The 15,331-nt window shown below is 49.5% G+C and carries 18 protein-coding genes; 12 read left to right on the top strand and 6 right to left on the bottom strand.

What is annotated here, in order from left to right; genetic code table 11:
- Positions 1–100: 100 nt before the first annotated feature.
- The 6 genes from MTH_RS04880 to MTH_RS04855 all read right to left on the bottom strand — a co-directional run bounded on the left by MTH_RS04880 (position 101) and on the right by MTH_RS04855 (position 5,027).
- Positions 101–466 (bottom strand): dihydroneopterin aldolase family protein, encoded by a 366-nt coding sequence (locus tag MTH_RS04880; RefSeq protein ID WP_048060955.1) that lies wholly within the window; start codon positions 464–466, stop codon positions 101–103.
- Between the two features lie 89 nt (positions 467–555).
- Positions 556–1,278: a class E sortase gene (locus tag MTH_RS04875; RefSeq protein WP_010876661.1), complete on the bottom strand. Its 723-nt coding sequence runs from the start codon at positions 1,276–1,278 to the stop codon at positions 556–558.
- Positions 1,279–1,308: 30 nt separating this feature from the next.
- Positions 1,309–2,208 (bottom strand): hypothetical protein, encoded by a 900-nt coding sequence (locus MTH_RS04870; protein ID WP_238374175.1) that lies wholly within the window; start codon positions 2,206–2,208, stop codon positions 1,309–1,311.
- Positions 2,209–2,288: 80 nt separating this feature from the next.
- Positions 2,289–3,614, bottom strand: coding sequence for a DUF515 domain-containing protein (locus MTH_RS04865; protein WP_010876659.1), 1,326 nt, complete (start codon positions 3,612–3,614; stop codon positions 2,289–2,291).
- Positions 3,615–4,313 (bottom strand): archaetidylserine synthase, encoded by a 699-nt coding sequence (locus MTH_RS04860; RefSeq protein ID WP_048060953.1) that lies wholly within the window; start codon positions 4,311–4,313, stop codon positions 3,615–3,617.
- 42 nt (positions 4,314–4,355) lie between these two features.
- On the bottom strand, positions 4,356–5,027 hold the full coding sequence (locus MTH_RS04855) for an archaetidylserine decarboxylase (protein WP_010876657.1): 672 nt from the start codon (positions 5,025–5,027) through the stop codon (positions 4,356–4,358).
- 222 nt (positions 5,028–5,249) lie between these two features.
- Between MTH_RS04855 and MTH_RS04850 the strand changes: the two genes are divergently transcribed.
- The 12 genes from MTH_RS04850 to MTH_RS04795 all read left to right on the top strand — a co-directional run bounded on the left by MTH_RS04850 (position 5,250) and on the right by MTH_RS04795 (position 15,324).
- Positions 5,250–5,930, top strand: a complete 681-nt coding sequence (locus MTH_RS04850; RefSeq protein ID WP_010876656.1) for a hypothetical protein — start codon at positions 5,250–5,252, stop codon at positions 5,928–5,930.
- A 1-nt stretch (position 5,931) separates the two neighbouring features.
- The gene (locus tag MTH_RS04845) at positions 5,932–7,002 is read left to right on the top strand and encodes a rod shape-determining protein (RefSeq protein ID WP_010876655.1); all 1,071 of its coding nucleotides are present in this window, start codon (positions 5,932–5,934) and stop codon (positions 7,000–7,002) included.
- Between the two features lie 35 nt (positions 7,003–7,037).
- Positions 7,038–7,658: a ribonuclease HII gene (rnhB, locus tag MTH_RS04840; protein WP_010876654.1), complete on the top strand. Its 621-nt coding sequence runs from the start codon at positions 7,038–7,040 to the stop codon at positions 7,656–7,658.
- 172 nt (positions 7,659–7,830) lie between these two features.
- The gene (locus MTH_RS04835) at positions 7,831–8,670 is read left to right on the top strand and encodes a MotA/TolQ/ExbB proton channel family protein (RefSeq protein WP_010876653.1); all 840 of its coding nucleotides are present in this window, start codon (positions 7,831–7,833) and stop codon (positions 8,668–8,670) included.
- A gap of 4 nt (positions 8,671–8,674) precedes the next feature.
- Positions 8,675–9,064 (top strand): ExbD/TolR family protein, encoded by a 390-nt coding sequence (locus MTH_RS04830; protein WP_010876652.1) that lies wholly within the window; start codon positions 8,675–8,677, stop codon positions 9,062–9,064.
- A 109-nt stretch (positions 9,065–9,173) separates the two neighbouring features.
- Positions 9,174–9,782: an IMP cyclohydrolase gene (gene purO, locus MTH_RS04825; RefSeq protein ID WP_010876651.1), complete on the top strand. Its 609-nt coding sequence runs from the start codon at positions 9,174–9,176 to the stop codon at positions 9,780–9,782.
- A gap of 10 nt (positions 9,783–9,792) precedes the next feature.
- Positions 9,793–10,551, top strand: coding sequence for a coenzyme F420-0:L-glutamate ligase (gene cofE / locus MTH_RS04820; protein ID WP_010876650.1), 759 nt, complete (start codon positions 9,793–9,795; stop codon positions 10,549–10,551).
- 46 nt (positions 10,552–10,597) lie between these two features.
- Positions 10,598–11,503, top strand: a complete 906-nt coding sequence (gene cofD / locus MTH_RS04815; protein WP_048060952.1) for a 2-phospho-L-lactate transferase — start codon at positions 10,598–10,600, stop codon at positions 11,501–11,503.
- Positions 11,500–12,249 carry a GTP cyclohydrolase III gene (locus tag MTH_RS04810; protein WP_010876648.1) on the top strand — a complete coding sequence of 250 codons (750 nt, stop codon included), beginning with the start codon at positions 11,500–11,502 and terminating at the stop codon, positions 12,247–12,249. Before cofD ends, MTH_RS04810 begins: the two co-directional genes overlap by 4 nt.
- 65 nt (positions 12,250–12,314) lie before the next feature.
- Positions 12,315–13,043, top strand: a complete 729-nt coding sequence (locus MTH_RS04805) for an MJ0144 family RNA dihydrouridine synthase-like protein (RefSeq protein ID WP_010876647.1) — start codon at positions 12,315–12,317, stop codon at positions 13,041–13,043.
- A 93-nt stretch (positions 13,044–13,136) separates the two neighbouring features.
- Entirely contained in the window at positions 13,137–14,729 is a 1,593-nt protein-coding gene (gene atwA / locus MTH_RS04800) for a methyl coenzyme M reductase system, component A2 (RefSeq protein ID WP_048060951.1), read from the top strand.
- A gap of 127 nt (positions 14,730–14,856) precedes the next feature.
- Complete coding sequence (locus MTH_RS04795) at positions 14,857–15,324, top strand: methanogenesis marker 9 domain-containing protein (RefSeq protein ID WP_010876645.1); 468 nt, start codon at positions 14,857–14,859, stop codon at positions 15,322–15,324.
- The last annotated feature ends 7 nt before the right edge of the window (positions 15,325–15,331 follow it).

The following is a 15,331-nucleotide window of genomic DNA, read 5'->3' as shown; positions in this document are numbered from 1 at the left end:
GCCCTGTCAGTCCCGGGGTAAAGATGTGTATATTCCGGTTTTCAGGTTTTCCGGGGCCTATGTAAATCAGATACCTGAGATTCTCCATTTCATGGTTTACTCAGTCTTCTATGTACATCAGAGGATACCTGAGTTCCTCCAGGTACTCCATGCGGACGGTTACCCTTTCTGAACCATGCTCCACGGTCAACCTCACACTCAGCATGTCCCCGGTGAGGGAGACGTAACCGAATTCCCCCGCGGTTTTTCTGATCATCTCCCTGTCTATATGGACCTCAACGTCCATGATGGCTGGCTGAAGTTTTATGGATTCACTGATGGCACTCTCAAGTCCATCGGCTGTCTCGAGGCTGACAGGCGTCCCGGTGAACTGGTGGAAGAGGGCCCCCATACTTATGCCACCCTCGAATATGGCCCTCTCACGGTCTGACAGGTTTGAAAAGTACTTCTCTCCAGGTTCATTCATATCAAACACCACCAAAATCTTCAGTTTCACTCATTCCATTAAAAGCTTTTCTCCAGGGTACTGTCAATCACTTAAACTTCACTCTTTATTCAAATGCCGAGGATGTTATTGAATTCCATTAACTTATCAGAGATGAATTCTGGAGGTATCGGGAACAGGTATCCCAGCACAAGGAATACAGTCAGTCCGATGACCGCTGCAAGGAGAAACCTCCTATCCTCCTCAACAGGATAGAATCGTGTAACCAGAAGTCCAGCAGAGAGGAAACCCAGGATTATTGGAATCGAGTAGTAGCTCTTCGGGTTATCGACCCTGACATTCCTCTGGTAGGGTCTTATACCCTCCAGGTGGCACTCAACTATCAGCCGCTCCCTGGTGGACCCCAGGGGGTGGCAGGTTATGAGGAAAAGCTTCGCACCCTGATTCACCGGCATCTGGTAGGAGGCCGGCACAATGAATGACCTGTTAACACGGTATTCAGCAAATCCTACGCCCGGCCAGTTCAGGTATACACTGTCCCCTGCCCTGAGTTTATCCAGGTGAAGGAAGGGGGAACCATAGAGGGTCCTGTGCCCGAAGAGTATAACCGTCCGGTTTCCGGGAGGGTAGGACATGGGTTCATGGTACACCCCGTAGAAGACTGACCTGTTGTTGATGGTCTCTGTGAGGTTTATGGAGGGTACTTCAATGACAGGGGCCCTTACATCAGGACGGTGTACTGTTACCTGGGATGAATAAAAACTCACCTCAATGAGGGCGTAGAGGGATACTATGAACATGCCTGCGATTATCAGAAGAGTTGATGCTCTCATGTCCCTGAAAATAAAAAAATGGTTGGTGGATCAGCGCATGATCCTTGTGTATGCAACTGCGGCTGCTGTCACCAGCACACCGATCACCAGGGGCCCGTAGGGCGCACCGGTCTTAGCCCCTGAAGTGGATGCTGCTGATGTTCCAGTGGCTCCATAGAGGGTGCCTGGAGGGTAGTATCCGCTGCCCCTTGAGCCGTTACCACTGACCTTGGCTGGCCATTCGTAGGTATAGACGAACCTCTGTGATGTCTCGGGCTCCATTGTGACATCCCAGGCAGCCACCTGTGTGCTCACAAAGAGGTCATCATCCACGAAGGCCTTTGGACTGCTGTATATGAGCTTGGAGTTTGCAGGGGCTATTGGGGCCCTCACGATTCCAGAGACGGATTCCTCATCCAGGTTTATCAGTGTGAATCCGAAGGTCCCCTTCCAGTACTTGAGGTCAAGTGAGGGGTTCAGCACCTCTATCTCATTTGGCATGAACCATGAAGCCATGAGGCCTGGCTCGTTTATGAGGGGCCAGTAGTTGCTGTCATCAGATTCAACGTTAACGATGTAGCTGGGTATCTCCCCCATGTCACCTGTGGCCTGAAGGCCGAAGGACACGGTCTTTGTCTCTCCAGGCTTAATCTTCCATCCATAGTCCCCTCCAAGTTCAGGGCTCCTTGATTTAACCATCTTAAGCGCTGCAGGATCTGTCCACTGAATCAGCCATTTTATGGTGCTGTTCTCAGTCAGACTTCCCTGGTATACATGCCCTATCTTGAAGTACTGAACATTGTTATCATTGTTCTTTATCTTAACGGTGATAACAGCTGTGAGATCCTTCAACCTGAAACTTGTTGCTTCCGGCTTCTCCTTGACCCAGGTCTCCTTTGCAGCGGAGCCTGTATCTGAAACTCCCAGGACAGAAATAATAAATATTGCCATTATAGCCGTATACACCAATTTTTTCATAAGCATCCCCACATAAAATATTAAATAAGAAATTAATTAATTTTTTGTTTTGGTTAACCGTATATTCTCTGCAGCTCCTGTATCATCCACTGGGGCGCGTTCTGTGTTGGTACTGTAAGGATTATGCTGTTCATGTTCTGTATCAGGAACAGGACATCTTCCCTTGGGACCTCCAGTATGATGAGGTAGTTGGTGTCCAGCTCACCCAGATTTGATGATCTTTCGTAATCTGAGAGTCTTATACCGTAATTCTGGAGTATGGCGTTGATCTCTGCCTCATTGAGTCCTCCTGATGCTGCAGCCCTCAGCAGCTGCTCAACATCAGTTGATGATGCCCTCTCATTTTCGCTCTGTGAGGTTATACTGTTCAGTGTAAGTCTCTGAGTGTTAAGTATTCGCGCATCAACGGCTCCACTGTCCTTTGACCGGAGAATTGCAAGTACGGTGGCGCCACTTATACGGGGTGTTGATGTCGCTGCTGATGTGTTGTTGCCGGTCGCATTCTGGTTGAGGTAGACGTCCACCATATCCCCCACACTTATAAGCCCACCGGCGGCCTGCAGTCTTGTTATCATGATGGGCACGGCAACTGTATCCGGGGTCTGGATCTGTGTGTTGGCAAGCACGGTTGCATCCGCCTGGCTCACGAATTTCTTGGCATCATCAACCTTCATTATCACACGTTTCTCCTGGTTGTTATCGGTGTAGTTCACCATGACCCTGCCTACCCGGTCCTTCTTGATGTTAATCTGCTGGTTCTGGTAGGTGCGCCAGGACTGTGTGGCTGGCCCCACAACATCAACTGCAAGGGCTTCCTCCGGCGTCACCGCGGCGTCTATCTGGGCAAGTATGGCCTGTTTCTGGGGATCCGTTGCAAGGGGACCCTTGAAGAGGGCGTCGACCTCGGCGATCTTTGTGGCCTTGGCATTCTGGAGGGTCTCCTGGTATGGCTGGTAGACCAGGAAGTAGTACCCTGCCCCTGCAAGCACAAGGATGATAAGGCCGAATACAAGGGCACCTATTATGGTTCTCTGTTCCTCCTCAGGGATTCTCCTCCCTATACCACCCGAGGGACCCTCTGGCTTCTTGGGTGGTGGTGTGAGCCTTGGCCTTGGCTTTTCACTGCCTAAACGCGGCTTTGGTTTTTCCCCACCTTTAAGTGGCTTCCGGTTTTCTGAATTCTCAGGAGGTTTAAGTCTTGGGCGGGGTTTGGGCATGGGGCGGGGTTTTTTCTTATCAGAACCACTCCCACCACTGAATTTGCCCACAAGTCCCTTCAGTTTACCCCCAATGTCAGAATCGCCTTTATCGTTGTTTTTACGGAGGTCAGGAGGATTATTCTTTTTATCCCTATCATTACCCTTAATCTTGTCCAGCATTCAGATCACATCTCTTTTAGGTAGTATGGGCACTGCAATATAGGTCAAAGTAGCGATGAAAAGTATTATCGCCACGGGACCTGCTACAACACTGGCGGCCTGGAGGATTTCTACGGCTGCAACCGAGATTATGGTCGCGATTATCAGTATGAGGGCTGTAGAGGCCCCCATACCATCCACCCGCGGATATTCTATGCTGCTTATCATCAGAACTGAAACTGCAATCATTATGAAGGCAGCACTCAGTTCGCTATAAAATCCCGTGAGATAGAATGATGATATTGTAACAGCCGCCACGGGTATTGGCAGACCCGTGAAGTTCTTCCCACCCCCTGTGAGAACATTGAACCTTGAAAGTCTCAGTATACCACATAATACTATTAAGGGACCCACTAATATATTAATATATCGAAAATCAACGGCCGCTGAATAGATGAGAATTGCTGGGGCAACACCAAAGGAGATCACATCCGAAAGGGAATCCATGTTTTTGCCGAATCCATGGATATCAATTCTTCCTGTTTTTCGCGCAACCCACCCGTCAAGGGAATCAAATAATACTGCAAGAAGCATAAGTATGCATGCGGCGTTAAGGGAACCGTCAATGGATAGCAGGATGGACAGATAACCAGAAGATGCATTTAACATTGATAAAAGATCTGGAAGAGCTATAAATGAGGTTATTTTTTTATCGTTCATCAACCGCCACCTGTTTTACTTATAATCTGGTGTAGTCATCATTCACTGCACATTAACCCTTTTTTTGCCTGGATTGAACCTTGCCACCACTGTCTCCCCGGCCATGGGTCTTGAACCGGTTTTCACAAGCACCTCACAGTTCTCAGGCAGTACCAGGTCAACCCTGGAGCCGAATCTTATCATACCTATACGGTCGCCCCTCTCCACATATTCGCCTTCTTTAACGTACTGAACGATTCTCCTTGCAACGAAGCCCGCTATCTGGATAACACCAACGTTCCCATAATCTGTTTTTATTACAATTAAGTTTTTTTCGTTTTCAGTGAGTACCCTTGAACGGGCCACCTGGAATCTCCCATCAACATGCTCGGTGTATATCACCTTCCCGGAGACAGGGGCCCTGTTAACATGGACATCGAAGGGTGACATGAAGGTACTTATGAGGATACCACCACTCCCATCAGGGAATATCCTGTCAATGAGGGGGTAGTCTGATCCCACCCGTTCTATCCTGTCTATCTTACCTGAAAGGCGCCTTCCATCTGCAGGGGCAATGATGAGGTCCTCATCAGAGGGGGGGATCCTGTCAGGGTCCCGGAAGAACTGCATCATGAAGGCTATAACCGTGAACATGAGTATGCCTATGGCATGGTAACCAAATAGCAGAGGAATTGTGGCCACACTCACGAGGAAGCTGGCCCTCTTTGGCAACACCCTTTACAAACAAATAACTCACCTGTTCCCATTACCGGTAATATGATCTGATAGGTTTCTTCTCACATGGAGTTCACGGTGACATGAACATTTCACATGGAGTTCACAGCGATATGAACACCATATGATGAACCTCAGAATGTGATATGCCGGTGAAAGATATATATACTCATGTACTGAAGATTAAATGTAATCCAAGTTAAAAGAGTAGCTTCCCTTCTGATGGGGGAACTTCATTTCTACAAGTTCCTTCTGGTAGATGTGATGGTGATGATAGAGAGTAAGATAAAGGTTCTCAGAAAGGCGGCACAGGTCTCAACGGCCCAGAGTTCAGATAGACTGTGGTGTGTAATTGCAGGTAATGAGGACATGGTTAACTCTGTGGCCTATGAGGCAATATCATCCCGGGACCTTGTAAGGATAATCTTCAGGGAACACGTTACCATCAGAGACTCCTTTTTAAGGAAGAGGTTCGACCTCATCATGCTTTATGGTGACAGCAACAAGATAAGGGACCTTTCACTTATCTGTAAGGACAAGGGAGGGGCCTACATTAAGATAGCCCCCTACTATGTTGAGAACGAACCCAACCTTGTACTCCTTGTTGCGCCGGAGAACTATATGAAGAAATTTGCAGGGGAGGCTGAAAAGAATGATGTGGGCTTCTCATTCGTACTTGAAGATAAAACCAGCGGTTTCATAGAAACAGATGTTTATCTCACAGAGAAGCTTCCATCAGTAATAAGGAACATCATAGACCCCCTCTTCAAGGTTACAGACGTTGTTCTTGTAACACTTCTCATCTCTGTCCATGAAAGGGAGGACGTTGAGAGGATAGCTGAAATAGCATCCCGTAACAACATATTTGCAGTTGACTTTAAAGACATATTCGAGGAGGAGTGAAATGTTTTCATTTGGAAAGAAATCTGAAGAAAAACCTGAAAAGAAGAGTGCCATCACCAACACACTCGGGATAGACCTGGGTACCCTCAACACAGTTGTTGCCAAGCCGGCAGGAGATAAATTTGATATCTACAAGATCCCATCAGTGGTGGCTGTGAAGAAGGATGACCCATCATATGTTCTTGCAGTGGGTGAAGAGGCAAAGATGATGCTCGGAAGGACTCCTGAGGATATAATTGCAGTGAGACCCCTCAGGAAGGGTGTTATTGAGAGCGTGGCCCAGGCAGAAGCCCTCCTGGTCTATGCAATGGAGATGGGTGCCGGTGACTCTGATTCCATAGACAGGATAGTTATAGGCATACCCGGGGACGCATCGGAGGTTGAGAGGAACGCTGTTGAGGAGATAGGGAGGAAGGCCGGCGCCAACTATGTCCTGGTCATAAGTGAGGGTCTTGCAGCGGCCATAGGGGCAGGTCTTCCAATAGCCGAGGCATCAGGTACCATGGTAATTGACATCGGCGCCGGTTCAAGTGACATCGTGGTGATATCCCTGGGTGGAATAACCGATATCCAGACCATCAGAGTTGGTGGAGACGACATAGACAGCAACATAGTTGAACTCGTTAAGGAGAAATTCAATGTTGAGATAGGTATCCATGAAGCAGAAAAGGCAAAGATAGAGGTCGGGATGGTCAAATGTGATGAGGACCTTGAAAACCTCAAAACCGTGGTCATAGGAAAATGCATGGAAACCAACAAACCCAAAAAGGTCGAAATCGATTCAGAGATGGTTGCAGAGGCAGCGGAGCCAGTGGTGAATGGTATTGTTAAATCCATCGCAGAGGTCCTTGAGAGACTCTCACCGGAACTCATATCCGGGGTTTACAACAAGACAGTTGTTGTTGGTGGAACCTCACAGCTGAGGGGTTTGAAGGAGAGGATCTATGATGAGGTGGGCATCCCTGTTGAGATATCAGATGACCCCATGACAGTGGTGGCCAAGGGAGCCGCAATAGTTGCTGCAGAGCCAAGGGCCCTTGAACCAGAGGTAAGGCTCAAGGCCATGAAATAATCATTCTTTTTTTGATTTGAAGGGGCCTCCAGCAGATGAAGGTTCTTGGTATTGATGAGGCCGGGAGGGGACCGGTGATAGGCCCCCTGGTTGTGGCGGGTGTGATGATCCCTGAGAGGAAGTTCTCCATACTCCGCAAGATGGGTGTGAAGGACTCCAAGAAGCTCACACCCGAGAGGAGACGGTTCCTTGCAAGGAAGATAAGAAGAATCGCCAGGGTATTCACGGTTAAGATCTCGGCCTCTGACATTGACAGAATGCGTGAAAGGGGCTTCAACCTGAATGAGATAGAGAAGATAGCCATAAAGAGGATAATACCAGAGGCCCAGCCAGACCGTGTGATCATTGACTCGGTGGATGTTAAGCCAGAGAGGCTTGAGGAGGAGATCAGGTCACACTTCGGGGAAATTGAGGTCACTGCAGAGCACGGTGCAGATACAAGGTACTACCCTGTGGCCGCAGCATCCATAATAGCCAAGGTTGAAAGGGACCTTGAAATAGAGAGCATACAGAAGAAGAACAGGAAACTCGGGGATATTGGGTCCGGTTACCCCTCTGACCCACGTACCCGGGAATTTCTTGAATCATTCACCTATGATGAACTGCCAGACTTTGTCAGGAGGTCATGGGCAACCGTTCAGAAGAAGAAGCAGTGAATTAATGGAACACTAAAGATTTTGGTGACCTCAGCATTTCATGGCGATTAAGATCATGGTGTTCCTTTAACTGTGATTGAGACCATGATACTCTTTAACCGTGTAGCCGGATTAAAACCACTATTCTTAAATACCCATTGATTTTTAAATATCCACCAGGTGAGGCAGAAAAATGTTTCTCGATCCAGTTATCAACTTCTTTGGCACGGTACTTGAGATGTTCCGCAGCGGTGGTGTTATCACCTACCTCATAGCAGCAATCGGAATCTATGGATTCATCACAGCACTTGAGAAGATACACTACCTGAGGAAAATTTCACGTGTAAGTACGCCCCAGATAATAGGGGCCGTCAATGAGTCCATGGAGAAGGGAGGGGCCCTGGAGGCCCTCAGAGAGATAGGTCAGTACCAGAACCCGGTATCAAAGATAATATCAGAGGCCCTCAAGATAGGGTACCGGAACCGTTCAGAGGTGGAGGACGCCATGGAGCGAGTGTTCATCGTGGAGATGAGTAACATGACCCGGGGCCTCGGCACCCTGAGGACCATCATAGAGGTGGCCCCGATGCTGGGTCTGATAGGGACTGTTATAGGGATCTGGTACACCTTCAGGGCCCTTGGGGTTAACGCTGACCCTGCTGCAATGGCTGAGGGGATCTATGTGGCCCTGATAACAACCATCCTTGGACTTGCCGTCGCCATCATCCTGATGCCACTCTACTCCTACATAACAGGAAGAATCGATGATGAGATTGACAAGATTGAACTCATAAAGAAGATGACCAACTGGGGCTACGCCGTTATGAGGATAAGTGTTGAGGGGAATGTGGACGACGTTGTGAAGGCACTCATGGAATCTGATGGTGTGGTGAGTGTCCGGGTTGTTGATGAACCCGACGCCAACGTGGTTGTGGCGTTCAAGCCAAGCATGCTTGAGAAGAGCATAAACAATATTATAATTGAAAGGTGCGGTAAGAGTGCCGAGATCATTGAGAGTAAACTGAGACAGTGATAGGATGGCTCTTGACACAGAAAGGTACAGGAACAAGATCCACGGTAAGCCCAGATTCAACATGGTCCCATTCATTGATATACTCTTCACGATACTGATCTTCCTTGTTGTGACAGCAACATTCTCTGGAGGCGGAACTGGAGAGGCCTCTGGAAAACCTGAGATAAGTGAAAACACAGGACCCTCAGAGTACTACCTCATCCCGGTGGCAGGCCTCCGGAGGGTCACCGTGAACGGCATTGACATGTCCGACCGCATAAGGAACGGTGCGGTGGCTGTTCACACAAGGGTCATAGATGAGGGTGAAATAATAATAAGGCCAAAGGAGGGGGCCATAATCATAACCACACCTCCGGACCTTCCAGTAGAAAGGGCTGTGAGGACTCCCTCATAGTCATTCACTGAGGAACCTCATAATTGCCAGGAACTTACCCATGGTCCCTGTGGAATCTCATAAGAACCTTCATAGGAATCCGCATAAAAAAGTTTGAAGTGGTGGTTTTTTGTATCTTGGAAGAATACTTGCAGTCGGAAGAAACAGTAATGGGTCCTTTGTAGCATACAGGGTTTCAAGCAGATCATTCCCCAACAGGACGACGAGCATCCAGGAGGAGAGGGTGGCAGTTGTCCCGGTGGAGGGACATGAAAGGGATGTCTTCAGGAACCCGTACATAGCATATAACTGCATCAGGATAGTTGGTGACACTGCGGTTGTATCCAACGGGTCCCATACAGACACCATCGCAGATAAGGTGGCCCTCGGCATGAACCTCAGGGACGCCATCGGCCTTTCACTCCTTGCAATGGACTATGAGAAGGATGAACTCAACACCCCCCGAATAGCAGCGGCCATCAACGGCTCAGAAGCCTTCATAGGTATAGTGACTGCAGACGGGCTGATGGTCAGCAGGGTCCCGGAGGAGACACCAGTGTACATCTCCACCTATGAGCAGACAGAGCCAGCAGCCACAGAATTCAAGGCAGGAAGTCCGGAGGAGGCAGCGGAGTTCATACTTAAAGGGGGCGAATTTGCAGCCTTCACACACCCGGTCACAGCAGCAGCCGCATTCAACGATGGTGAGGGCTGGAATCTGGCGACAAGAGAAATGTAAAGGTGCTTGGATGGGAATAAGTCTAATCGGAGTCGAGGGCATGCCCCTCGTAGGGGCTGGTGATGACATTGCATACCTCATCATCAGTGCCCTCAATGAAGGGGGAGAGGACCTCCTTGATGGTGACATAATCGTGATCGCCGAAACCATCGTTTCTAAGGCAGAGGGCAACATAATATCCCTTGAAGAAATTAAACCATCCCCAGAGGCTCTGGATATCGCAGAAAGGACTGGTAAGGATCCTTCGCTAGTTGAGGCGATCCTTGGGGAGTCCAGTGAAATAATAAGGGTTGGCCATGACTTCATAGTCTCCGAAACCCGCCACGGTTTTGTATGTGCAAATGCAGGTATCGACGAGTCCAACGTTGACGATGGCCTGGCAACACCCCTCCCCCGTGACCCCGATGGAAGTGCAGAGAAGATACTGCGGACGTTGCAGGAGGCCACCGGAAGGGAACTTGCCGTTATAATATCGGACACCCAGGGAAGGCCCTTCAGGGAGGGGGCCGTGGGTGTTGCTGTGGGTGTTGCCGGTCTTTCACCCATCTGGGACCGTAAGGGTGAGAGGGACCTCTATGGGAGGAGTCTTGAGACCACCAGGGTTGCAGTCGCAGATGAACTTGCAGCTGCAGCATCCCTGGTAATGGGCCAGGCAGATGAGGGAGTACCCGCCGTCATTATCAGGGGTTACCCCTGGGGACACCTCAGATCAGATGGGGGCGTGAAACCACTCTTAAGACCAAGGGAACTGGACGTATTCAGGGGCTAATCAATGTTAGCCAGGTTAATATGAATATCCTGTGTGGAGGCAATCAATGATAACCGTTCTATCAGGGGGTACAGGAACACCCAAGCTCCTGCAGGGGCTCGTCAGGGTAGTTGATCCTGAAGAGATAACAGTTATAGTGAACACAGTTGAGAACGGTTACCTTTCAGGAGTCTATGTGGCTCCCGATGTTGACACGGTTCTCTACACCCTTGCAGGTATCATCAACGAGGAGACCTGGTACGGTGTGGAGGGCGATACCTTCATCACCCATGAGACCCTCAGGGAACTTGGATGCCCTGAACTCCTCAGAATAGGGGACAGGGATCGGGCATTTAAGATACAGAAGACCCTTCTCCTCGGGGAGATGCCCCTTCACCGGGCTGTTGAGATACAGTCCAGGGCACTGGGCGTTGAATCCAGGGTTCTGCCCATGAGTAATGAGGATTCCGACATAGTAATAGTCACCGATGAGGGGGATATGGAGTTCCATGAATTCCTTGTTGAGAGGAGATCCGAGCCTGGGGTCCTTGATGTGAGATTCAGCCGGGTTAAACCCGCCCCCGGCGTACTTGATGCCATTGAATCAGCAGACATGGTTATACTGGGGCCATCAAATCCAGTCACATCCATAGGGCCCATCATAAATATGGAGGGGGTCACTGATTCCCTGAGAAAGGTGAATGTATCTGCTGTATCTCCCTTTACCGGCGGGAGGCCCTTCAGTGGTCCAGCCGGGAAATTCATGGAGGCGAAGGGCTATGATGCCTCAAGTCTTGGGGTTGCAGAGATCTACGCAGATTTTCTTGACAGACTGGTAATCGATGAAACCGATTCTGATCTCAAGGGGGAAATAGAAAAACTAATAAAAGAGGTGACAATAACAAAGACCAACATGGAAAACATAGGGGATAAAATAATGTTGGCCAGAATACTTTTGGGTGAAATATTATGATACAGATGACCTTAATTCAAATAGACAATTATGGGCCATGGACAGTCACACCAACCCCCCGTAATGAGGCGGATCTCCAGATAATGCAGGCAGAGCTCTACGCTGATCTTCAGCGCCAGTTTGCTGCCCGCCAGGGACTGGTGTTCTTCACAAGATTCGATAACATGCTTGCAGTCACCAATGGAATGGACCTTGAGGACCACCGCAGGATACAGAAATCCATAGGCAACAGGTACCCAATAACCGTGAGCATGGGTGTGGGCGCTGCTGAGACACCCTACGATGCTCAGAGGAACGCTTCAAGGGCTCTTCAGAGCCATGGAGGCGCCCAGTCAGAGGAGAGGAAGGAGGTACTTGCCATAGACGGCCTTGTGGATGAGGGCTACGTGCAGATAGCTCACATCGATATCAATGGCATCACAGAGACGATGACCGACATTGTACCTGCCTATGACACATCCTTCATCGTGAACAGGGTTCAGCATTTTCTGATGAAGAAGCTGATAAAGGAGGGCGCCCTCCTCTTCTTCATAGGCGGAGATAACTTCATGTCCCCCTGCAATGGTCTTGAACCTCAGGGGCTCCTGAGGATAATCAATGAGATAGATGATGAGATAAACGTGGCCCTTAAGGCGGGTATAGGAAAGGCCCCGACAGCCGAGAAGGCGGCCAACCTGGCTGACCTTGCCCTTGAGGAAATAAGGGGCGGCTTCACCTATGACCTTGTCCATGTGATGAAGGAATAGTATCTAATCAGATTGATTCTCCATAAAAAATCAGGGTTGCTGATAGCATAAGGGTCCTGGCCCCCATGGCAGGAATAAGTGACGCGGAATTCTGCCTGAAACTTATCCCCTATGGATTCGACATGGTCACCCTTGGAGGCTACAATGCGGATAGAGAGACCTCCAGGGCCGGCAGGCTCATAGCTCAGAGGGGCAGACCTGAATTTGATTTTGACTGTTCTGAACTGAGATCAATCATCAATCATGAGGCCTCAAGGATAAAGGAGAGGTTCGATGTAATGGTCTCAGTGAACATCAGAGCCCTTGAACCTGAAAGAATAGTGGAAATCTCCTCCATTGAGTCTGTTGACGTTGTTGAGATCAATGCACACTGCAGACAGCCGGAGATAACAGAAATAGGGGCAGGCCAGTCAATGCTCATGGATCCTGAATTCCTGGAGGACTTCACAGCGGAGGTTACAGGGAAGGCGAGATCTGAGGTTTCAGTCAAGATACGTGGAAACGTACCTGGAGCTGACACCGTCGGGGTGGCAGGGGTCCTGGCTGACCTGGGGGTCGACTACATCCACCTCGATGCAATGAAACCCGGGGAGGACAGGGCTGACCTGGAACTCGTATCCCTTGTTTCAGAGGTGAAGGGGGACTCCATCCTCATAGGTAACAATTCTGTGAGGGACATTGAATCCGCGAGGGCAATGCTTGCAGCAGGGGCTGATGCTGTGTCGGTTGCAAGGGCGGCAATATCCGGCAGACTCGGTTTCAACCTCAGGGAACTGAAATTTAATTCAGACTAAAAATTTAGGAAAATTTTAATAGTCGCTTCATCAAAAGAATATACAGATTCATGTTTACTGACAATGTTGATTCTGGTAACTGAGGGTGAGGACATGTCTTTCATAAAACTGGAAAATGTCACAAAGAAGTTTAAGGGTGTTGAGGTTCTAAGGGATATCAGTGTTGAAATCGATGAGGGCAAGGTTCTGGGTATACTCGGAAGGAGTGGAGCCGGAAAATCAGTTCTCATCAACATGCTCCGTGGTATGAAGGAGTACCGACCAGACAGCGGTCGGGTGATCTACAACGTCGCCATATGTCCTGAATGCCTTCGTGTGGAGCCACCATCCTTTGATGGCAGGAACTGCTCCTGCGGATCAAGCTTTGCACTGGAGGAGGTCGATTTCTGGAACTGTGACAAGAAGATATTCGCCGCTGTGAGGAGAAGGATAGCCATCATGCTGCAGAGGACCTTCGCCCTTTATGAGGATGACACCGTAATCGATAACGTCATAAAGTCAATGCCCGAGCTTGAATATGAGGCAGCCCTCTACCGGGCCCTGGAGCTCCTTGAGATGACTCAGATGGGCCACAGGATAACCCACATTGCAAGGGACCTGAGTGGTGGTGAAAAACAGAGGGTCGTACTCGCAAGACAGCTTGCAAAGGAACCCATGCTCTTCCTGGCAGATGAACCAACAGGTACACTGGACCCCCAGACAGCGGAACTCATACACGACGCACTCCTTGAGGGTGTCAAGGACAAGGGCATCACAATGATCATAACCTCCCACTGGCCAGAGGTCATGAGCGACCTCTCAGACTACGCCATATGGATCGAGAAGGGCGAAATTGTTGAGGAGGGAGACCCGGACACAGTGGTGGCCAGGTTCATGGAACAGGTACCCGCCCCTGAAAAGGCCAAGGAATTCGAGCAGGAAAACCCCATAATAAAGATGGTTGATGTCAAGAAACACTACTACTCCATTGACAGGGGTGTTGTTAAGGCAGTTGATGGGGTTGACCTCACGGTCTATGAGGGCGAGATCTTTGGTGTTGTTGGCCTAAGCGGTGCCGGGAAGACAACCCTATCCAGGATAATAATAGGTATCACAGAGCCCAGCAGCGGGAAGGTCTGTGTGAGGCTCGGTGATGAATGGATTGACATGACCGAGAAGGGACCCCTCGGCCGTGGCCGTGTAACACCCTACCTTGGAATACTGCACCAGGAGTACAGCCTCTACCCCCACAGGGATGTTCTGGGCAACCTCACAGAGGCCATAAGCCTGGAGCTGCCCGATGAATTCGCAAAGATGAGGGCTGTATACGTCCTGAAGACGGTTGGCTTCGACGATAAATACGCCGAGAGCATCCTGAACAAATATCCGGATGAACTTTCAGGTGGTGAGAGGCACAGGGTCGCCCTTGCCCAGGTCCTCATCAAGGAGCCACGCATAATAATACTTGACGAGCCGACAGGTACAATGGACCCCATAACCAGGGTGCAGGTCACAGATTCAATCCTCAAGGCAAGGGAGGAACTGAATCAGACATTCCTCATAATATCCCATGACATGGACTTTGTACTGGATGTATGTGACAGGGCATCCCTCATGAGGGGCGGCAGGATTCTAAAGACAGGTGACCCCGAGTCAATCGTCGGTGACCTCACACCCGATGAGAAGAGTAAGATGTTCAGGGAGTAAATAGACCCCTCTTAATCAGGGGAACCACAATTTATTTATTTATTAAACTGTAATTAAAGCCATTAAAGTATCTGTTAACCATGATGTTTTATTAATAGTAAATATAGTTAATAAAGGAGGACTTTGTTTGGTATGGAGCGATGCACCATCCCATGTTTGCAGGGGTGGTGATAAGAGGGCACTCACCTTCTGCTGCCCACCGGTTAAACCCTGCCCCATAATGATAGCCCTCGAGGAGGCAGGGCTCACACCCCAGGATTACATTGAAATCAAGGAGTCATTTGCAAAGAGAACAAGGCTCGGGGAGGGCCAGGGGACATGCTTCGGATCCCTGGTATGGTGCTGCAAGCCATCAAAACCATGCCCCCTGAGGGACATGGCAATGAAGAGGATAAACATGAGCACCGAGGAGTACATGGAACTCAAGAAGAAACTCTCCGAGGAACTTGTCGGCACATCAGAACCTGACACAGAGAGCGTGAAGGCCCTGGCAGATGCCTTCGACGTAACTCCCGAGGAGGCCAGGGAGGCCCTTGAGGATGCGGGCAACGACCTCAGGACGGCAATGAAGATACTGAGAATGAAGTCCCTCTGACGGATGA

Origin of the sequence: Methanothermobacter thermautotrophicus str. Delta H, assembly GCF_000008645.1 — an archaeon.
GTDB lineage: Archaea > Methanobacteriota > Methanobacteria > Methanobacteriales > Methanothermobacteraceae > Methanothermobacter > Methanothermobacter thermautotrophicus.
Note: the sequence above shows the minus strand (reverse complement) of the source record. Positions and strands in the feature narration are given on the sequence as shown.